The sequence below is a fragment of the Promicromonospora sp. NPDC060204 genome (genome assembly GCF_042728455.1).
In the GTDB taxonomy this organism is placed as follows: domain Bacteria; phylum Actinomycetota; class Actinomycetes; order Actinomycetales; family Cellulomonadaceae; genus Promicromonospora.
This window is the reverse complement of sequence record NZ_JBHWZO010000119.1, coordinates 1-18421: the sequence shown is the minus strand read 5'-3', so window position 1 is coordinate 18421 and position 18421 is coordinate 1. Positions and strand designations below refer to the sequence as shown.

General features: G+C 73.4%; 16 protein-coding genes and 1 pseudogene. 7 read left to right on the top strand and 10 right to left on the bottom strand.

Annotation, left to right across the window (positions count from 1 at the left end):
- A pseudogene (locus ACFWEJ_RS16070) lies at positions 1-368 on the bottom strand (hypothetical protein); the annotation flags it as partial.
- Between the two features lie 505 nt (positions 369-873).
- Between ACFWEJ_RS16070 and ACFWEJ_RS16065 the strand changes: the two are divergent.
- Entirely contained in the window at positions 874-1782 is a 909-nt protein-coding gene (locus tag ACFWEJ_RS16065; protein WP_377230210.1) for a DMT family transporter, read from the top strand.
- A 25-nt stretch (positions 1783-1807) separates the two neighbouring features.
- On the opposite strand, the gene ACFWEJ_RS16060 is transcribed toward ACFWEJ_RS16065, so the two are convergent.
- Positions 1808-2818 carry a hypothetical protein gene (locus tag ACFWEJ_RS16060; RefSeq protein WP_377230209.1) on the bottom strand — a complete coding sequence of 337 codons (1011 nt, stop codon included), beginning with the start codon at positions 2816-2818 and terminating at the stop codon, positions 1808-1810.
- A 546-nt stretch (positions 2819-3364) separates the two neighbouring features.
- Between ACFWEJ_RS16060 and ACFWEJ_RS16055 the strand changes: the two genes are divergently transcribed.
- Together ACFWEJ_RS16055 and ACFWEJ_RS16050 are read left to right on the top strand one after the other, a co-directional pair.
- Positions 3365-3949 carry a methyltransferase domain-containing protein gene (locus tag ACFWEJ_RS16055; RefSeq protein ID WP_377230208.1) on the top strand — a complete coding sequence of 195 codons (585 nt, stop codon included), beginning with the start codon at positions 3365-3367 and terminating at the stop codon, positions 3947-3949.
- A complete protein-coding gene (locus ACFWEJ_RS16050; RefSeq protein ID WP_377230207.1) occupies positions 3946-4560 on the top strand; it encodes a DinB family protein in 615 nt (204 codons plus the stop codon). The genes ACFWEJ_RS16055 and ACFWEJ_RS16050 overlap by 4 nt, the downstream gene beginning before the upstream one ends.
- 40 nt (positions 4561-4600) lie before the next feature.
- On the opposite strand, the gene ACFWEJ_RS16045 is transcribed toward ACFWEJ_RS16050, so the two are convergent.
- Together ACFWEJ_RS16045 and ACFWEJ_RS16040 are read right to left on the bottom strand one after the other, a co-directional pair.
- The gene (locus ACFWEJ_RS16045; RefSeq protein ID WP_377230206.1) at positions 4601-5059 is read right to left on the bottom strand and encodes a hypothetical protein; all 459 of its coding nucleotides are present in this window, start codon (positions 5057-5059) and stop codon (positions 4601-4603) included.
- Positions 5060-5168: 109 nt separating this feature from the next.
- A complete protein-coding gene (locus ACFWEJ_RS16040) occupies positions 5169-6089 on the bottom strand; it encodes a LysR family transcriptional regulator (RefSeq protein WP_377230205.1) in 921 nt (306 codons plus the stop codon).
- 95 nt (positions 6090-6184) lie between these two features.
- Between ACFWEJ_RS16040 and ACFWEJ_RS16035 the strand changes: the two genes are divergently transcribed.
- Genes ACFWEJ_RS16035 through ACFWEJ_RS16025 form a run of 3 tightly spaced genes read left to right on the top strand, consistent with a single transcriptional unit; the run spans position 6185 to position 9267 of the window.
- Positions 6185-7219: a threonine/serine dehydratase gene (locus tag ACFWEJ_RS16035; RefSeq protein WP_377230204.1), complete on the top strand. Its 1035-nt coding sequence runs from the start codon at positions 6185-6187 to the stop codon at positions 7217-7219.
- Positions 7220-7229: 10 nt separating this feature from the next.
- On the top strand, positions 7230-7850 hold the full coding sequence (locus ACFWEJ_RS16030; protein WP_377230203.1) for an L-threonylcarbamoyladenylate synthase: 621 nt from the start codon (positions 7230-7232) through the stop codon (positions 7848-7850).
- Between the two features lie 10 nt (positions 7851-7860).
- Positions 7861-9267, top strand: a complete 1407-nt coding sequence (locus tag ACFWEJ_RS16025) for a UTP--glucose-1-phosphate uridylyltransferase (protein ID WP_377230202.1) — start codon at positions 7861-7863, stop codon at positions 9265-9267.
- A 234-nt stretch (positions 9268-9501) separates the two neighbouring features.
- On the opposite strand, the gene ACFWEJ_RS16020 is transcribed toward ACFWEJ_RS16025, so the two are convergent.
- From ACFWEJ_RS16020 to ACFWEJ_RS15995, 6 genes are all read right to left on the bottom strand, one after another.
- Positions 9502-12132, bottom strand: coding sequence for an alpha-N-acetylglucosaminidase TIM-barrel domain-containing protein (locus tag ACFWEJ_RS16020; RefSeq protein WP_377230201.1), 2631 nt, complete (start codon positions 12130-12132; stop codon positions 9502-9504).
- The gene (locus ACFWEJ_RS16015; protein ID WP_377230200.1) at positions 12036-13481 is read right to left on the bottom strand and encodes a Gfo/Idh/MocA family protein; all 1446 of its coding nucleotides are present in this window, start codon (positions 13479-13481) and stop codon (positions 12036-12038) included. The genes ACFWEJ_RS16020 and ACFWEJ_RS16015 overlap by 97 nt, the downstream gene beginning before the upstream one ends.
- A gap of 55 nt (positions 13482-13536) precedes the next feature.
- A complete protein-coding gene (locus ACFWEJ_RS16010) occupies positions 13537-14385 on the bottom strand; it encodes a carbohydrate ABC transporter permease (RefSeq protein ID WP_377230199.1) in 849 nt (282 codons plus the stop codon).
- Positions 14386-14407: 22 nt separating this feature from the next.
- Positions 14408-15385: a carbohydrate ABC transporter permease gene (locus ACFWEJ_RS16005; protein ID WP_377230198.1), complete on the bottom strand. Its 978-nt coding sequence runs from the start codon at positions 15383-15385 to the stop codon at positions 14408-14410.
- Positions 15382-16794: an ABC transporter substrate-binding protein gene (locus ACFWEJ_RS16000; protein ID WP_377230197.1), complete on the bottom strand. Its 1413-nt coding sequence runs from the start codon at positions 16792-16794 to the stop codon at positions 15382-15384. Before ACFWEJ_RS16000 ends, ACFWEJ_RS16005 begins: the two co-directional genes overlap by 4 nt.
- Before the next feature lie 110 nt (positions 16795-16904).
- Positions 16905-17582 (bottom strand): IMPACT family protein, encoded by a 678-nt coding sequence (locus ACFWEJ_RS15995; protein WP_377230196.1) that lies wholly within the window; start codon positions 17580-17582, stop codon positions 16905-16907.
- Between the two features lie 125 nt (positions 17583-17707).
- Here ACFWEJ_RS15995 and ACFWEJ_RS15990 point away from each other — a divergent pair, with 125 nt between their 5' ends.
- Complete coding sequence (locus ACFWEJ_RS15990) at positions 17708-18313, top strand: tyrosine-type recombinase/integrase (RefSeq protein ID WP_377230195.1); 606 nt, start codon at positions 17708-17710, stop codon at positions 18311-18313.
- Positions 18314-18421: the final 108 nt, after the last annotated feature.

The following is an 18421-nucleotide window of genomic DNA, read 5'->3' as shown; positions in this document are numbered from 1 at the left end:
TCGCCCTGTGGGATGTGGAGGCGGGCGCTGATCTCGGCGGTGGCGGTGGTGTGTTCGGTGGTCCAGCCGCGTCGTCGGGCGATCTCACCGGTGGCACGGGACTGCATCGCGGTGGCCCAGGAGATGACGTCCTGCCACCGCGCCGCGACGTCCAAGAGGTCGCCGTCATCGGTGTCCGCCACCTCGACCGCGGTCAGCACGGCCACCAGACCTGCGCCCACGGGCAGCTCGCACAGGTCGCTTTGTCCGGTCGACTCGTCGACAGGGTCACGCGTCGTCTGACGGGTGGCGCCCCTGTGGCCGGTCCAGGTGACGACGACCTCGGACGCCGTCCTGCTGCCGTCCAGCGGAAGCGGGGTCCAGCTCATGCACGGAGACGTCACGTCGATCCGCGTGCGCGAACCGGGCCCGGGCGGGGCGGACGGTACTCGGCCCACAGCCTGCTCCAGCGCCCGCTCGACCGCCGCGACAGAGCCAGCTCCAGGGCCAGCACCACCACCCACGATCTCGTCCATCCCCGCCCCCTCGTCGACTCGTCCGGCCCATCATTCCCAAGCATCACTGACACATCGAATATATGTTCGATCAGAGCGAGCCGCATCCTCAGATTCAAAGTTGTGGACAACGCCCTGCACGCCAGAGAACCGCTGCTAGCATCCCGATCGTGACTCCGAACCGTTCCGTCCTGCCGCCCCCGGTCGTCTGACCGGAGCGGCACCACGACCGGCCTACCCGGGCCGGAAATGCGGCGTGCTCCGAGATGTCTGCCCTCCCGGACGCCTGACGGACCTCGGCACCTTCGCCGTGAGCTCCGGCCAGCCCTCCGGACCCTCGGAACATGCCGGGACCCGCGGGCCCCGGTCAGGAGCACACATGTCATCACCTCGAAGCGGGCTGCTGCTCGTCTGTCTCGCCGGCGTCCTCTGGGGCACCGGCGGCCTCGCCCTGGAGATCCTGCGGGACCACTCCTCGATGTCCGTCCTCACGGTCAGCGCGTACCGGATGCTCATCGCCGCCCTCGCCCTGGTCGCGGCGTCGTTCGTGCTGCGCCGAGGGCCGCAGCTCGCGGCCCTGGTGCGCGCGCACCCGGTACGCGCGGTTCTCGTGGGCCTGGGGACGGGCGCCTACCAGGCGCTGTACTTCGGGTCCGTGGCGACCGCGGGCGTCACCGTCGCCACGGTCGTCAGCCTGGGCCTCGCGCCGGTCCTCCTCGCCGCGGTGGACCTCCTCCGGGTCCGACGGCGGACGGCGGCCCGCCCCCGCTCCACACTGCGCCTCGGGCTGGTCATCTCCGCGGCGCTGTCCGGCCTCGTGCTGGTCAGCGTCGCGTCCGGGGCGGACGCCGTCGGGTCGCGTCCGGTGCTCGGCCTGCTGCTGGCCGTCGCCTCGGGCTCGGTCTACGCCGCGACGACGGCGCTCGGCGGCACCCTGCTGGCTGCGCCGGACGTCGACCCGCTCGCGCTGACCACGGTGGCGACGACGGCGGGCGCCGTCGGCCTCGTCCCGGCCGCACTGGCAGGGGGCGGGCCGCTCGTCACGAGCGACCCGGCCGCGCTCGGCACCCTCGCTTATCTCGGCGTGTTCACGATGGCCCTCGCGTACGGGCTGTTCTACGCCGGGCTGCGCACCACACGCAGCGGCGCGGCGGTCGTCGCGACCCTGCTGGAACCCGTGACGGCGGCGGTCGCGGCCGCGGTCGTGCTGGGCGAACGGCTGGGCCCGGCCGGGATCGTCGGCTCGGTGCTCATCCTGGCCGCGGTGGCGGGGCTGGACGAGACGTAGCCGGCACGCTCAGGCGTGCGACCACTCAGGCGTACGACCAGCGTCCGTCCTGGCGCGGCTTCCGCTGCGCCGGGGCGGACGCGTCGTACTCGACGGCGGTCATCTGGCCGGTGTTGTACTGGTCCGCGATGTACTGGCTGAACTGGCCCGAGTCGAGCGTGTGCGCGTTGTCCTCGTAGTCGTACTCGTTGTAGCTGCCCTGGGTGCCGTACGCGCCCGGCGCGGCGGGAGCGGCGGTCGGTGCCGCCGCCTGCGTCCCCGCGGATGCGGCGTACCCGGGCTGCGCGGCCCCGGCGACGGGCGCAGTGGGGTACGTGCCCGAGCCGTAGGCCTGCTGGCTGGACCCGTAGTCCAGCTCGGAGCCCGCCGCGTACTGCGGCTCGTACCCCGTCGGCTGGTACCCCGGCTGGTAGCCCGTCTGGTACCCCGTCCCGGCACCGGGCTGGGCGCCGCTCTGCGCGACGGCGTCGGCGGCCGGCTGGTACGACGGGTAGGCACCCGTGTTCACCTGCTGCGCAGCGGGCTGCCAGAGGTCGGCCGGCGGGTTCGGCGAATCGAACGACGGCGTCGGCCCGGCCAGGCTGTACGCGGCCTGGTTCTGTGCGGCCTCGTACTGTGCAGCCTGGTCTTGTGCCGCCTGGTTCTGTGCCGCGTAGGCCTGCGCCGCCTGGTTCTGCGCGAACTGGTTCTGCGCCGCGAACAGCGCCGACGCTCCGGCGTCCGGCTGCACGCCGTTCAGCTCGCCGTGGATCCGGCCGGCGAGGTTCGCGGCGATGGCGAACCGCAGCGGGGCGAGGGAGTTCACCGACATCGTGCCTGTCACGGCGGGCGGGGGGAGAAACGCAAAGACCTCGTCGTCGCCGAGCCGCATCCCCTGGTCGAGCGCCGCGTTGAGCGTCTCCTCGAGGAGGTACTCGGCGCGCCCGTCCTCGCCCTCCAGGTCGGCGAACATGTCGTCCATCGAGTTCCAGCGGCGTTCCAGCGTGCCCTCGACCGTGTCGAGGAACCACCACCCGTCCTGCGACTCGAGGAACATGTCGCCAAAACAGGAGGCGAAGCGTGGCGTCTTGCCACCCGTTCCTATCCACGACCAGGACGACAGCGCGAACTCGTAGGCGTCAGGTGCGAATTCTCGGATCAGGTGCACCTTGCGAATGTTGCCACGGTCACACTCCGAGCAAAAGGGGCGTACTGGATATGTAACGATTCGGCTCGGACGAATCACCCAGTTTTTTCCTCCCGGAAACACTTGGTGCTCGTCCGCCGGTGATCGCTAGCGTCGGGCCATGGAGCGCGCCGACAGCAACACCAGGGACAACGCCCAGGAGAACGCCAGGCAGGGCACCGCCGGCGATCAGCTCGCGCTCGACGCGCGGGTCCAGGAGTACTACGCGGGCCTGACCGGCTGGGACGAGCACGCCCGGCTCACCGCCCGCTCGGCGCAGGGTCCGCTCGAGCACCGCAGGACGCAGGAGCTGGTGCGGCAGCGCCTCGCCCCGGGCGCGCGGGTGCTCGACGTCGGGGGCGCCACCGGGGTGCATATGCCGCACCGCTGGCGGCGGACGGCTACGACGTGCTGCTCGTGGACCCCGTCGCCGAACAGGTCGCGCGGGCAGCGGAGCACGGCACGTTCGCCGCGCGCGTGGGCGACGCCCGCGACCTCGCCGCGCCGGGCCTGGCCCTGGCGGACGACGTGTTCGACGCCGTCCTGCTGCTAGGCCCGCTGTACCACCTCGCGTCGCGCGCCGACCGGTTGCGGGCCCTGCGGGAGGCCGTGCGCGTGACCAGGCCCGGCGGCACGGTGGTCGCCGCGGGGATCACGCGCCTCGCGGCGCTGGTCGGCGGCGGGTACGAGGGGTTCCGGCCGCCCACCTGGCAGGCGATCCTGGAGCACGGCGCGGCGCCGTCCGACATCCCGTTCCCCGCGGCGCACTTCCACGACGCCGCGGAGCTCGCGGGAGAGGCGACCGAGGCGGGGCTGTCCGACGTCGTCGTCCACGGGGTCGAGGGACCGGCCGGTGGGGCGCTGGAACGAGTGCCGCTCGCCGACCCGGGGGCGCCCGCGCTGATCGACGCCGCGCTCACGCTCGCCCGTGCCCTGTCGACCACGCCCGGCGTCGCGGAAATGAGCCAGCACGTGCTCGCGATCGGTACGGTCGCACCATGAGCGCCGAGACCAGCCCTGCGACGAGCACCGAGACCAGCCTGGAGATCAGCCCGGGGACCAGCGAGATCCCCCGGACCGACCCGCCCCTGGCCGCCGACGAGACCACCATGCTGCGCTCGTTCGTCGACTTCTACCGCGCCACGATCCGGCGCCAGTGCGCGGGCCTGACGGCGGAGCAGCTCCGCACGCCGCACCCGCCGTCGACCATGACGCTCGCCGGGATGCTCAAGCACCTCGCCTACGTCGAGGACTTCTGGTTCTCCGTGCGGCTCCTGGGGAACGATCCCGCGCCGCCGTGGGACACGGTCGACTGGGCCGCCGACCACGACTGGGACTGGAACAGCGCCCTGACGGATACCCCGGAGAGCCTGACCGCGCTGTTCGACGGCGCCGTCGCCGCCTCCGAGCGGATCCTCGACGAGGTGCTGGGCCAGAGCCAGAACCAGAGCCAGGGCCTGGACCAGGAGGTCGCGCGCCCGGCCGGGCACGCCGGGCACGGCGGGCGCGTCACGCTGCGCTGGATCCTCGTGCACATGGTCGAGGAGTACAGCCGGCACGCGGGGCACGCGGACCTGCTGCGCGAGGCCCTGGACGGCGCGACCGACCTGTAGACGGAGCCCTCTGCAGAAAGAACTCAGAAGTAGGAGTAGCTCAGAACAGGAACCACGCGTAGTCGGCGGCCTCGAGCACGATCCAGAAGCGCAGGAACCGCCCGACCAGCCCGGTGCTCAGGAACAGCCACATCCGCACGCGCAGCACGCCGGCGACCACGGACATGACCATGAACGGCGGCAGCCCCGCGAACGCCGAGGCGAACAGCACCAGGCCGAGGTAGACGGGGCGGCCGTCGGTGCGGTCGCGCCAGCGCGTCATCGCGGCCGCCACCTTGGGCGAGTCCAGCTTGCTGCGCAGCCACGGCAGGCGCGTGGTCCCGGCGCCGGCCCAGTACCAGAGCAGCTTGCCGGTGATCTGGCCGACGGCGGCGACGGCGGCCAGCACGAAGCTTGGGTACGTCTGGTCGGCGGCGGCGACCGCGAGGTAGGCCTCCAGGGCCAGGAACGCCGCGACGGCGGATCCCGCCGAGTAGAAGAACGTGGACAGCAGGAGCATCGGGCCGGGTCTGTCCTCAGCAGGAGGGTCGCGAGCCGGAGGGCCGCGAGACGGGGGGCTGCGTGACGGTGTTGTCGCGAGACGGAGGGGCCCGGCCGAGTTGCCCGGGTCACATCGTGACGGTAGCGCCTACGGCCACGAGCTGCCGAATCAGGGCCTCCGCGGGCGGCGCGGGCGGGCCGACGGTGAGCGCCATGACGCGCCGCAGCGCCCCGGGCAGGGGAGCGGAGGCGATCCCCGGGTGCCGGTGGGCGAGCAGCGTCAGCCCCGGCAGCAGGCTCACGCCCGCCCCGGCGGCGACCAGCGCCTGCACCGCCACGTAGTCGTCGGTCTCGAACGCGATCCGGGGCGCGAAGCCGACGGCGGCGCAGCGGGCGACCATGTCGGCACGGCAGCGTTCGCAGCCGGCGATCCAGTCGGCGTCGTCCAGGGCCTTGAGGTCCGGGGTGACGCCGGGGCCCGGCGCGGCGTCGAGGTCCGCGGCCGTCACGAGGTTGACCGGCTCCTCCAGGATGGTCGTCGACTCGAACCGCGACAGGTCGTCCATGGAGCGGGCGTGCCGCACGTCGATGTGCTCGAACACCAACGCGACGTCGACGGCGCCCGACTGCAGCGCGGCGACGGCGTCCGGCGGCTCGTGCTCGACCAGGCCCACGGACAGGCCGGGGTGCTCCTGCACGAGCCGGGCGACGGCGTCCGGCACGAGGGTGGCCAGGGCGGAGGGGAAGGCGGCGAGGCGGGCGCGGCCCGCGCGCAGCCCGGCCAGGGCGTCGAGCTCGCGACGCGCGCCCTCGACGCGGCCCAGGATCTCCTCGGCGCGGTTGGCGAGCAGGCGGCCGGCCTCCGTGAGGCGGACGCCGCGGCCGTGCCGTTGCAGCAGGGGGATGCCGGCGTCTGCCTCCAGGCGGGACAGGTGGTGGCTCACCGACGGCTGGGCGTAGTGCAGCTCCTTCGCCGCGGCCGTGACGGAGCCCGTACGGGCCACCGCCGCGAGCACCCGCAGCCGGGTGAGGTCGAGCTCTGCGGTCATGTCACCAGGCTAGCGCAGAAAGATAGGTGCGATCGATCGAAAGTCCAAGTAACAGGTATTTGACCTATGGGTCATGAGCGGGTCACGCTGGATTCATGATGGTCGCGCCCGCTCCAGACGCCGCCCACGCCGATGCGAGCCGCACCGCCGTCTCGATCGCCGACGTGCTGGCCGCCCAGTCGCGCCTCGACGGCACCGTGGTCCGCACCCCGGTGGGCCAGTACCCCGACATCGACCGCGCCGCCGGCACCACCCCCGGTACCACCGTCGTCGTCAAGCACGAGAACCAGCAGCGCACCGGAGCCTTCAAGGCCCGGGGTGCCACCAACCTCCTGCTGTCCATGTCCGATGCCGAACGGGCCCGCGGCGTCGTCGCCTACTCCACGGGCAACCACGCGCAGGGCGTCGCCTACGCCGCCCGCCTGACCGGCACCGCCTGCACCATCGTCATGCCCGACGACCCCAACCCCGTCAAGCTCCGGGCCGTCCTCGACCAGGGCGCCGACGTGCTGCTGCAGGGCGCCACGTTCGACGACGCCCGCGCGCAGGCCACGGCGCTCGCGGCCGCCTCGGGGGCGCGGCTGGTGGGCGCCGCGAACGAGCCCGCGATCATCGCCGGCGTCGGGAGCCTCTACCTCGAGCTGTTCCAGCAGGCGCCCGGCCTCGACGTGCTCGTGGTCCCCGTCGGTGGCGGGTCCGGCGCCGCCGCGGCGGGCCTGGTCGCGTCCGCCGTCGCGCCCGGCACCGAGGTGATCGGCGTGCAGTCCGCGGCGTCGCCCGCCGCGCACGACTCCTGGCACGCCGGGACCCTCCTGGAGCGCGCCAACACCACGCGCGCCGAGGGTCTCGCCGTCGGCTGCGGGTTCGAGGTCACCCAGGCCCTCATGCGCCGGCACCTGGCCGACTTCGTGCTCGTCACCGACGAGCAGATCAGCACCGCCCAGCAGCTCTACCTCACGGGCGCGCACACCGTCGCCGAGGGCGCCGGGGCCGCCGCGCTCGCCGCTGTCCTCGCCGATCCGGAGCGGTTCGCGGGCCGCCGCGTCGGCGTCGTCTGCACCGGTGGGAACGCGAGCGCGGACGAGCTGCGGCGCGCGCTGGGTCGCGCCGACGCACCCGCCCCCGACTAGGCTCGGCCGCATGGCCCGCTACTTCGACGTCCACCCCGTCGACCCTCAGCCGCGCGCGGTCGCGCAGGTGGTCGCGATGCTGCGCGACGACGCCCTCATCGCCTACCCGACCGACTCCTCCTACGCGCTGGGCTGTCGCATGGACTACCACGACGGCGCGGACCGCATCCGCGGCATCCGGCGGCTCGACGACAAGCACCACTTCACGCTGGTGTGCTCGGACTTCGCCCAGCTCGGCCAGCTCGTCAAGCTCGACAACTCCGCGTTCCGCGCCATCAAGGCCGCGACGCCCGGGCCCTACACGTTCATCCTGCCCGCCACCGCCGAGGTGCCGCGGCGGCTCGCGCACCCCAAGAAGAAGACCGTGGGCGTGCGCATCCCCGACTCCGCCGTCACCCAGGCGCTGCTCCGCGAGCTCGGCGAGCCCCTGCTGTCGTCCACCCTGATCCTGCCGGACCACGCCGAGCCCCTCACCGACGGCTGGACCATCAAGGAGGAGCTCGACCACGTGCTCGACGCCGTGGTCGACGGCGGCGACGCCGGGACCGAGCCCACGACCGTCGTCGACTGGTCCGACGGTTATCCACAGGTCGTCCGAGAAGGTGCCGGCGACCCCGCCCGTTTCGAATAACCTGGGGGTCATGACCGACCCCACCGGGCTCGAGCAGGCCCGCACCAAGATGACCCAGGCAGGCGTGGCACCCGCCGCGATCGAGACGTTCACGCGCTTCTACCACCTGCTGGAGTCCGGCGAGACCGGCCTGATCCGCGAGAACGACGTCGACCCCCTGGTCGACATCCCCAACCGCGCCGAGCTGACCATCAGCGACGACGACGCGGCCGCCGCCCTGGCGCAGACCGCCATGCTCAAGCTCAACGGCGGCCTCGGCACGTCCATGGGGATGGACCAGGCCAAGTCGCTGCTGCCCGTCCGCGAGGCGCCCGACGGCGAGGGCGAGCTGCTCACGTTCCTCGACATCATCGTCGGCCAGGTCCGCGCCGCCCGGCAGGCCACCGGGGCCCGTCTCCCGCTGCTGTTCATGAACTCGTTCCGCACCCGCGACGACTCGCTCGCCGCCCTGGAGCGGTACGCCGACATCGCGGTGGACGGCCTGCCCGTCGACTTCCTGCAGAACCGCGAGCCCAAGCTGCTGGCCTCGGACCTCACGCCCGTCACCTGGGAGCAGGACCCCGACCTCGAGTGGTGCCCGCCCGGGCACGGCGACCTCTACCCGGCGCTGCACGCCTCCGGCGTCGTCACCGCCCTCCTGGACGCGGGGTTCCGGTACATGTGCGTCTCCAACTCCGACAACCTCGGCGCCACCCCCGACGCCACCATCGCGGGCTGGTTCGCCGCCTCCGGCGCCCCCTACGCCGCCGAGCTCTGCCGCAAGACCGCCGCCGACGTCAAGGGCGGCCAGCTCGTCGTCCGCAAGGCCGACGGCCGCATCGTGCAGCGCGAGACCGCGCAGACCCACCCCGACGACGTCGCCGCGTCCCTGGACGCCACGCGCCACCCGTTCTTCCACACCAACAACCTCTGGTTCGACCTCCAGGCGCTGGCGGCGGAGCTGGAGCGCACGGGCGGCGTGCTGGAGCTGCCGCTCATCCGCAACGACAAGACGGTCGACCCGTCGGACTCGTCGTCGCCCGAGGTCGTGCAGATCGAGTCCGCGATGGGCGCGGCCGTCGCCGTCTTCGAGGGCGCGACCGCCATCGAGGTGGAGCGGTCCCGGTTCCTGCCGGTGAAGACCACGAACGACCTGCTGGTGCTGCGCTCCGACGTCTACACCCTGACGGCCGACTACCGGCTCGAGGCCCAGGCGCCCGCGCCGCTGGTGGACCTCGACAAGGCCCACTACAAGCTGATCGACGGCTTCACGCAGCGGTTCGCCGCGGGCGCGCCGTCGCTGCGCGACGCCGACTCCCTGACCGTCCGCGGTGACTGGACCTTCGGGTCGGACGTGCGGGCCGAGGGCAAGGCTGCGCTGTCGGGCGAGGGCGGCACGGTGCCGGACGGCGCGACGATCGGCGCCGAGGGGTTCTGAGGCGCTTGAAGTACTGACGCGCGGCTGCTGGGCCGCTGCGCGCCGGGCGTGGCTGTGTGACGAGAACGGCTGCGCGCCGGGCACGGCCGGGTGGTCGGCAGAACGTCAGGTGATCGGCATTCTGAGTTGCCGATCACCTGACGATCCACCGATCACCTGACGTACCAGCGACCGCGTGCCGTTCTAGCGATCTCCTGAGGGGCGGAACCGGTAGGCGGGGCGTGGGCCCGTTCGTCAGTCGGACGTCGTCGACCGCCAGGTTTCCTCGATGGTGACGATGCGTGCGCGCAGCGCCGTCGGGTCGGCGTCCGGCGGCACGGGGCCTGTCGTGGCGGCGTCGGCGAGCCAGTCGGCCCAGGCCTGCCAGCGCGGCAGGTACAGGTCGCGGACCAGACCGTGCCAGTGCCGGCCGGAGTAGTCGTGCAGGCCGTTGTGCTGGCCGCCCCAGACGCTGACCAGGCTCCGCGCCTCGCGTTCCATCGCGTCACGCTCGGCGGCGGTGTCGCCCCAGGCGCGGGCGGCGTCGATCCACGTCGACACCCGGGTCTCGGGGCGTTCGGCGGCCAGAGCGTCCAGGGTCAGCAGGTCGGCGCGCAGGCGTCCCATGTGGTCGCGGACCCCGTCGGGGTCGCCGTCCCGCGCCGCCGCGAGGATGCCGCGCACGTGCACGCGCGTGCCCTGTGCGAGGACGTGCCCGGTGAGCTCGGCGATGTCGGCGGCCAGGATGTCGCGGGGTGCGGCGGGGCGGTCCGGGTTCCCGTCTGAGGTGCTGCCGGGCGAGTTGCCGTCCGTGCTCCGGCCGGCAGGGGTGCCGGTGAGAAGCGCGCCGGAAGTGCTGCCAGGAAGCCCGCCGGAAGTAGTGCCGCCGGGAAGCCCGCCGGAACTGCTGCCGCCCGAGTCGCCGTCCGAGCCGCTGCCGAAAGTGCTTCCGTCCGAGGACTCACCGGACAACGCCCGGTGGACCGTGGCCAGCTCCCGGACCGCCTCGGCCAGCCGGGGGAGGGCGGTCGCGGTCGCGGGGTCGTTCTCGGCGTCCACGTTGGACGACGGCGTGGGTGGCTGCGGGCCGGAGATGGCCTCGCCGGCGCTGCGCTGCGCGGGGAACGGCAGACCCGCGCCCCACGGCCGGGCGATGACGGGCGTAGGTATGGATCGGGTGCGTCCGGGACCGTAGAGCGTCGAATAAATAGTGTGCCAAGCGCGCAGCGCCACCTGTGACAGTTCCTGCACCGCGTCGCCCGTCAGCCTCGAGAGAGGGGTCGTCCCGGACCAAGGAGCTGACTCGGCGGGAGGGCTCGCCGCGCGCGGACGGGCCAGACCGTACCGGGTCAGCACGAAGCTCTCCAGCCAGGCGTCGAGGTCTGCGGGGGAGTGCGGGGCGTCGTCCCAGGCGAGGTCCGTCGCGAGCTCGTAGAAGACCTCGTTGTTCTCGATCGCCTCGGGGGCGAGGCCGACGCCGCGGAGGTGCGCGACGCCGTCGGGCAGGTCACGCACGTCCCGGACGAGCCCGGCGAGGTCGCCGAACAAGGCGGGCCGGCCGCCGAAGTTGTGCAGCGCGCACCAGACCCAGGGCCGGCCGGCGAGCGGGCCGCCGTCGGCGAGCAGGGCCGCGTGCAGCGGCACGTGCTCGCCCCAGAGGTCGAGGACGAGCGTCTTGTCGGCGGGGACGTCGCGCAGGTACGCGGCCACGCGGTCCGGTGTCCAGAACGCGCCCTTGTAGTGGAACGGCCAGCCCTGGAGCACCCAGACGGGTTCGGGCTCCGCGGCTGCCCGGGCCGCCTCCGCGAGGGCCCGGTACATCCCGCGTCCTGCGGCCCGCAGGTGCTCGACGTCGCCCGACGGCGGGAGCGACTCGATGTATGGGTCCACCGCGTAGAACCCCGTCCCGGGGCCGAGCAGCTCGCGCTGCACCGCCGCGAACGTCGCGTGCAGCTCCTGGAAGCGCGGGGACTCCGGGTGCAGCAGGGGGATGTGCCAGCCCTGCCACTCGATCTCGTCGACGGGCTGTCCCTGCCCGGCGAGGGCCGGCGGCACGTGCCCGCCGAACCCGGGCAGCACCGGCGTCATGCCCAGCTCGCGCATCCGCGCCAGGATGCGCCGGGCCAGTTCGACGCGGCGCTCTGCCCAGCGGGCGGGCAGCGGGCCGCCGAACGAGTGCATGCCGCCCATGAACGTCCACGGGAAGTGCGCGGCGCCGCCGATCCACTCGGCGGCCTCGGCGTCCGGCAGGCCGGCCCGGCGGAAGGTCTCGGCGAGCACCGCCTCGTGTGCCACCAGCATCAGCGGGTGCGTGACGCCGTGCAGCGCCATCCAGTCGATCTCCCGCTCCCAGCGGTCCCAGCCCCAGAACGGGGTCGAGTACCCGAAGGTCACCACGTTCAGGTAGTACCGCACGGCGTGCGGGGACGAGACGGCGGTGCGCGGGGCGTCGGGGCGGTGTCCCTCGCCCACCCGCGGGCGCGACCACGTGAGCCGCGTGCCCAGGTGCGTGCGCGCGTACCGGCCCAGGGCGACCGACGCCGCGACGGGGTCGGTCGCCCGGACCGTCAGGCGGCCGTCCTCGGCGCGGAAGTCGGCCGCGCTCGCCGGTGGGTCGTCGGACGAGTCGATGTCCGCCGGACCGTCGCTCGGCAAATCCCCGCGCGCCGTCTCCTCATCCGGTGACGTGCCGGAAGCATCCACGGACAGCAGCTCCACCGTGACACGTCCGGGATCGATCCCCGCGCGCCCGGCGACGCCGCGGACGGCGTCGGCCCACGCCGGGCCCGTCATGCCGGACCCGCCGGACCCACCGAAGCTGCCGGCCCCGCGGAACCCAGACCCGCGGAACCCGGCCCCGCCGAACCCAGCGCTGTCCTCGCCCATGTCGGAAAGTCCACCACGCCCGCGCCTGTCCGCGACTCCTCGGCCGCGAACGCCATCAGGTGACTGTCCAGCGCGGTGGCGAACGAGAGCTCGCCCGTGCCCACGGTGCCGTCCGCGACGGCCCGGCAGAACGCGTCCATCAGGCCGTCGTCGCCACCCGCGTGCCCGCGGTGGGCCGCGGCCACGGTGTCGGCGCGGGCGACGAGGGTCCACGCGGGGTGCCCCAGGGGCCCGGCACCGCCCGACGAGACGGTGCCCGACGAGACCACCTCGGCCCCGGCCTCTGAGAGCAGCGCCTCCGGCAGCCCGGCCGACGGCGAGAACAGGTCGACCCGGATCTCGCCCGACCCCATGTGCCCGTGGAGCTGCCCGCGCGTCCCGGTGATCGCGAGGTGTCGCGTGTTCTCGGCGGTGAACGCGCCGGCCGTGAGCGTGGCGGTCAGGCCGGAGGCGAACCGCAGGAGCGTCTGCTGGTGGTCGGCCACGTCGTTGTCGCAGCGGTAGACGCAGCGCCCGTACGGCCCGCGGCGCAGGGCCGCGATCCGGCCGGCGGGGGAGAGGTCGTCGCCGAGCATCGCGACGGGGTGGCTTGTGACGTCGCGCAGGGCGTCCACGTAGTACCGCGGCGCGTAGAACGGGCAGCTCGCGGCCGCGGGGCAGCCGTCGGTGCAGCGCTCGGGCGCGCCGGCGGGCGCGTTCTCCGGACGGAAGTGCAGCAGCGACCCCTCGCTGGAGACCGCTTGCGGCGCCTCGCCCGCGAGCCAGCGGATCAGGTCGAGGTCGTGGCACGTCTTGGCCAGCACCATCGGGCTGGACCCGGCGGCGTTGCGCCAGTTCCCGCGCACGAACGAGTGCGCGAAGTGCCAGAACCCGATGTTCTCGCGCACCTCGATCGTCGCGAGGTCGCCCAGCGTGCCGGACGCGACGACGGCGCGGACCGTCCGCCAGAAGGGCGCGAACCGCAGCACGTGCCCGACGGCGATCCGGGCATCCGTCCGGCGCACCACCTGCGCCAGGTCGGTCAGCCCGGTCAGCGTGGGGGCGGCGGGCTTCTCCAGCAGCATCGGCAGGCCGGCCTGTGCCACCGCGGTGGCCGCGGGGACATGGAGGGCGTCCGGCAGGGCGATCAGCACGGCGTCGGGGCGCAGGTGGCCGAGGTCGGCGACGAGGTCGCGCCAGTCGGCGTAGCGGGCGGCCGTCGTCCCCGCCAGGGCGTCCAGCCGGGCGGGCGCCGGGTCGGCGACGCCCACGATCCGGGCCCGGTCCGGGTGCGCCCGCACCCACCGGCCGTAGGCGTCGGCGCCCCGGCCGCCCGCGCCGAGCACGGCCAGGCGGAGTGCTGAGGTCATCGGGATCTCCTCATCTCTCGGCTCCTCATCGTTCAGCTCTTCATCTCTCGGATCCTTATCTCTCGGATCCTTGGACCAGGCCCGACACGATGTACCGCTGGGCGAGGAAGAACACGATCACCACGGGCACCGTCACGGCGATCGACCCGGCCAGCAGCACCGTGACCGGCACCTGGAAGTCGCCGAGCTGCGCGATGCCGAGCGGCGCCGTCCAGAGGTCGCGGTGCTGCACCAGGAACAGCAGGGCGTAGAAGTACTCGTTCCAGGCGATCATGAACACGTAGATGGCGGTCGCCACGACGCCCGGGACGGCGATCGGCAGCACCACCCGGACCAGGAGCTGGCCGAGCGTGCAGCCGTCCATGATCGCGGCCTCCTCGACGCTGGCCGGCAGCGCCAGGAAGAAGTTCCGCATCATGTACAGGGCCACGGGCACCGTGGCCGCCACGTACACGATCAGCAGGCCCACCAGGGAGCTGGTCAGCCCCAGCCGGGACAGGATCACGAACTTCGGCACCGCGAGCACGATCCCGGGGAACAGGTAGACCGCCAGGATGATGCCGTTCGTGACGGCCCGGCCCCGGTACCGCAGGCGGGCGGCGGCGTAGGCGCCGAGCACGCAGACGACGATGCTCAGCACGACGGTCCCGAGGGCCACGCCCAGGGAGTTGAGCACGAACCGGCCCAGCCCGAACCCGCCGTCGGCCTCGTCCCGCATGGCCGTGGCGAACGCGGACAGGTCCAGGGACGTCGGCAGGCCCAACGGGTCGCGGGTCACCTCCCCGTACGGGCGCAGGGAGAGGACGACGCCGTACGCGACCGGGCCCAGCGACCACAGCAGGGCGATCGCGACGACGACGGCGCGGCCGGCGCGCGCCGCGGGGGTGGGGCGGACGCCGCTCATGACTTCTCCCTCAGGACAGGCCTCATGACTCCTCCGTCCGGCGGGACAGCACCACGTACCCCACCAGCAGCACGCCCAGGATCAGGCTCATGAGCAGCCCGAACGCGGCCGCGCTGCCGATGTCGGCCTTGGTCACGAGCTCGGTGTAGACCTGGATGGCCATGACCTGCGTGCTCCCGGCGCCCTCGGTGAGCAGGTAGACGTCGTCGAAGCTCTGGAACGACCAGATGAACCGCAGCAGCAGGAGCAGCAGGGCCACGGCCCGCAGCTGCGGCAGCAGGATGAACCGCAGGTTCTGGCGGCGGTTCGCGCCGTCGAGCGCCGCGGCCTCCTCGATCTCGCCGGGCACCGACTGCAGCCGGGCGGTGAGGAACAGGAACGCGAGCGGCGCCGACTTCCAGATGTCGAACAGCACCACCACCAGCAGCGCGACCGGCACGGGGATGCCCCAGACGTCGGCGGTGGTGGTGCTGAGGAAGCCCACCGGCGTGTCCCAGCCCAGGTAGGCCCGCCCGAACGCGTTCACGACGCCGTACTGCGGGTTCAGCATCGTCTTCCAGATGGTCGCGGCGGCCACCACGGGCAGCACGTACGGGACCAGCAGCAGGGCGCGGACGAGCCCGCGGCCGGCGAACGGGCGGCGCAGCGCGAGGGCCAGCACGAGGCCCACGGCCAGCGACCCGGCCGCCGTCAGGCCCGCGTACAGGACCGTGGTCCACAGGGCGCCCCAGAACGCCTGCGACGCCGCCGCGCGCCGGAAGTTCTCCAGCGACCACTCGATCGGCTCGGTACCCAGGTACGGGATGTCGACCAGCCGGATCTCCGAGAAGCCGAACACCACCACCAGCGCGAACGGCAGCAGCACGACCAGCGCGACGACCGCCAGCGACGGCGAGACGAGCAGCCAGCCGGAGCGGTTCTCGCGCCGGGCGCGGCCCGTCGCCGTCCGGCGCGGGCGGGCGATCCTCGTGCGGGCCGACGGCGGACGACCGGGCGTCACTGGTCCTGCTGCAGCGCCGTCACGTCGGCGGCCATCTGCCCGGTCACGTCGGCGGGGTCGGCACCGCCGTACAGCGGGTCGAGCTGCTGCGCGAGCGTGCCCTGCGTGGCCACGAGGCCGGCGAGCGTCGCGTCCGGCGTGCCCTGGCCCCAGCGTGCGACGGCGGACATGCCCTCGCCCATGGCGGTGACCAGGTCGTCGCCGTAGACCTCGGCGACCGACGACTCGACCTTCGGCCCGAAGCCCAGGCCGCCCCAGGCGTCCAGGTACTCGGTCGGGTTCTCGGGCGTGCCGGTCCGCAGGGGGAGGCGGCCCTCTGTGGCGACGGCGAGCGTGTCGGCGTAGCCCTCGCCCAGCACGAACTCGACGTACTGCCGGGCCTCGTCGGCGTTCGCGTGGGCCGGGACCGCGTAGGCGAGGGTGGCGCCGAACTGGGCGGGGCCACCCTCCGAGGCAGCAGCGGAGCCCGCCGGCGGGTCCAGGACCGTGATGAAGCCCGAGCTCTTCGCGAGGAACTCCGGGTCGTCGGCGCACTCCTTGCACGACGGCGGCACCGCCTCGTCGAGGTTCGCCAGCTCGTCCAGGATGTGGGTCGAGAACAGCAGCATGGCGGCGTCGCCCGCCAGGTACGCGGCGCGTGCCGACTCGACGTCGTAGTCGCCCGCGACCGACGAGTCGCGCAGCTCCTTGAAGAGCCCGGCGGCCTCGGTGCACTCGGGGGAGTCGATGGCGACCTCGCCGTCGGACACGAGCTGGCAGCCCGCGGACTGGAAGATCGACTCGATGCCCTCCGTGCCCGACGCCGTGCCGGACTGCGTGCCGAGGGCGATGCCGGTGACGTCCAGCTCCTTCTTGACGGTCGTGGCGGCCTGCGCCAGCTCGGCGACCGTGGTGGGCACCTCGACGCCCGCCTCCTCGAGGAGGTCGGTGCGGTAGGCGATGAGGTGCACCCAGCCGTCGCTGGGGACGGCGGCGACCGTGCTCTCGCCGGTGTCGGCGTCCTGCACGGTGACCGCGCCGAGCGCGTTCTCGTTGAACGTGGCGGGGTCCAGGGTGTCGAGGGTCTCCTGGACGACGTCGGTGTCCAGCAGGCCCTGCGACTGCCAGGAGGTCACCTGGGAGGCGCCCGCGAGGATCACGTCGGGCACCTCGCCCGAGGCGGCGCCGGTCACCAGGGCCTGGTCCTGGTCGGCCGCGGCGAGCGGGACGACGTCGACCTCGATGCCGGTCTCCTGCGTGAACCGTTCGGCGACCGCCTCCTGGGCGGCGACCCGTTCGGGCGTGGACTGCGGCGTCCAGAAGGTGATGGACCCGGACTGCTCCTCGGCGGGCGCGCCGCACGCGGCGAGCAGCGCGGCGGTGGCGGTCAGCGCGACGACGGCGACGGACGGGCGGATGCGACGGTGCATGGTCGTTCCCTCCACGGTGCGGGCCTTGCTTGAGCGGGCCTTGCTGGGGCGAGCCTTGCGTGCGGGCACGTGCTGGGTGCCCCAGAGACTTCACCCCGTCGCGGGACCAGTCAAGGACGACGCGCCGGGGACGCCGGGACGGGCACGTCCACGACGCGGGCGTCGCCGACGACGGGGACCAGGGTGCCCGCCGAGGCGGCCGCGACGTCCGCGACCAGGGTCTCGACCTGGTCCTTCGGTACGAGCAGCCGCAGCTGCGCGACGGCGTCGTAGGCCGGCGGCTCCATGACCGAACCGTGCGTGGACGCCCAGTCGCGCAGCAGGTTGTCGATCCGGCCGGCGTCGGCGTGGGGGACCGGGACCTCGGTCTCCAGGAGCAGCTCGCGGCGCAGCAGGACGCCGGTCGCGGCGGCCTCGTCCAGGGCCGCGGCGACCGCCCCGGAGTAGGCGCGCACCAGCCCGCCCGCCCCCAGCTTCACGCCGCCGAAGTACCGCGTGACGACGGCGACCAGGTCGGTCAGGCCGCGGTGCCGCAGGACCTCCAGCATGGGGACGCCGGCCGTGCCGCTCGGCTCGCCGTCGTCGGAGGAGCGGGCCTGGTCGGCGCGGGTGCCGAGCACCATGGCGACGCAGTGGTGTCGCGCGTCCCAGAGCTCCTTGCGGAGGCGGGCGATGACGGCGTCGGCCTCCGCGACGCTGCGGGCGGGCGCGAGGTGGGCCAGGAACCGGGACTTCTTGATGACCAGCTCGTGGTCGACGGGGCGGGCGATCGTGCCGGGGAGGTCCACCGTCAGAGGGTACGCACCGGGTAGTCGCAGAGTCGTCGCAGAGTTCTCGCCGAGCCGTCGTCGAACAGCGTTCTCCCACAGCGCTTCCCCTTGATTAATAGTGTGCCAAGCGTATATTCAGACCCATGACCAGTGCCCATGCGACGTCACCACCAGCCCAGGCCGGGGAGCCCGGCCGGTACCCGCGACCGCCGGTGACCCTCGAGGAGGCCGAGTGGGTGTGGCGTGAGCTGTCCACGGAGGCGATGCGGCCGGGAGCGAAGCCGGAGGCGGCGCGCCTGGCGGTGATCACGGGGCTGGTGCGGGCGACGGGCTCCCGGTACGGGGACCTGCTGCGCGTGCGGGTCGAGGACATCGACCTGGGGCCGGCGCGCGCCAAGTCGACCGAGGGCAGCGTGCTGGTGCGGCACGGCAAGCACCGCACGCCGCGCCGGCACCTGCTGCCGGCCGACCTCGTGGTGCTGCTCAAGCACTGGATGGTGGTGCGCGAGGAGCTCGCGGCCGAGCTGGAGGGTTCGGTGCCGCGGGCGCTGCTCCTGACGGTGCACCACACGCACGACAACGGGACCACCGTGGCGTCCGGCCTGCCGATCACGCGGCAGGGGCTGGTGCTGTCGTGGCGCCGGTTCGTGCATCGGACCAATGCCCGGTACGGCGCGCTGCGCCCGCCGCTGCCGACCCGCTTCGAGCAGGTCCGCCGAGCCTGGACGGACGCCGCCGAGGAAGGCTGACCAGAACCGCGCTGACCACAACCGCGCTGACCGGAACACGGCTGAGCGGAACACCGCTCAGCAAGAGACCGCTGAGTGCTGGGTATTTGCGCTGTTCTGGGGTCCAGG

What these genes read in the sequence shown, in the direction of transcription:
- ACFWEJ_RS16065 (WP_377230210.1), top strand. Translation starts at nt 874, where the DNA reads ATGTCATCACCTCGAAGCGGGCTGCTGCTCGTCTGTCTCGCCGGCGTC.
- ACFWEJ_RS16060 (WP_377230209.1), bottom strand. Translation starts at nt 2,818, where the DNA reads ATGTTCCTCGAGTCGCAGGACGGGTGGTGGTTCCTCGACACGGTCGAG.
- ACFWEJ_RS16050 (WP_377230207.1), top strand. Translation starts at nt 3,946, where the DNA reads ATGAGCGCCGAGACCAGCCCTGCGACGAGCACCGAGACCAGCCTGGAG.
- ACFWEJ_RS16045 (WP_377230206.1), bottom strand. Translation starts at nt 5,059, where the DNA reads ATGCTCCTGCTGTCCACGTTCTTCTACTCGGCGGGATCCGCCGTCGCG.
- ACFWEJ_RS16040 (WP_377230205.1), bottom strand. Translation starts at nt 6,089, where the DNA reads ATGACCGCAGAGCTCGACCTCACCCGGCTGCGGGTGCTCGCGGCGGTG.
- ACFWEJ_RS16035 (WP_377230204.1), top strand. Translation starts at nt 6,185, where the DNA reads ATGATGGTCGCGCCCGCTCCAGACGCCGCCCACGCCGATGCGAGCCGC.
- ACFWEJ_RS16030 (WP_377230203.1), top strand. Translation starts at nt 7,230, where the DNA reads ATGGCCCGCTACTTCGACGTCCACCCCGTCGACCCTCAGCCGCGCGCG.
- ACFWEJ_RS16025 (WP_377230202.1), top strand. Translation starts at nt 7,861, where the DNA reads ATGACCGACCCCACCGGGCTCGAGCAGGCCCGCACCAAGATGACCCAG.
- ACFWEJ_RS16020 (WP_377230201.1), bottom strand. Translation starts at nt 12,132, where the DNA reads ATGGGCGAGGACAGCGCTGGGTTCGGCGGGGCCGGGTTCCGCGGGTCT.
- ACFWEJ_RS16015 (WP_377230200.1), bottom strand. Translation starts at nt 13,481, where the DNA reads ATGACCTCAGCACTCCGCCTGGCCGTGCTCGGCGCGGGCGGCCGGGGC.
- ACFWEJ_RS16010 (WP_377230199.1), bottom strand. Translation starts at nt 14,385, where the DNA reads ATGAGCGGCGTCCGCCCCACCCCCGCGGCGCGCGCCGGCCGCGCCGTC.
- ACFWEJ_RS16000 (WP_377230197.1), bottom strand. Translation starts at nt 16,794, where the DNA reads ATGCACCGTCGCATCCGCCCGTCCGTCGCCGTCGTCGCGCTGACCGCC.
- ACFWEJ_RS15990 (WP_377230195.1), top strand. Translation starts at nt 17,708, where the DNA reads ATGACCAGTGCCCATGCGACGTCACCACCAGCCCAGGCCGGGGAGCCC.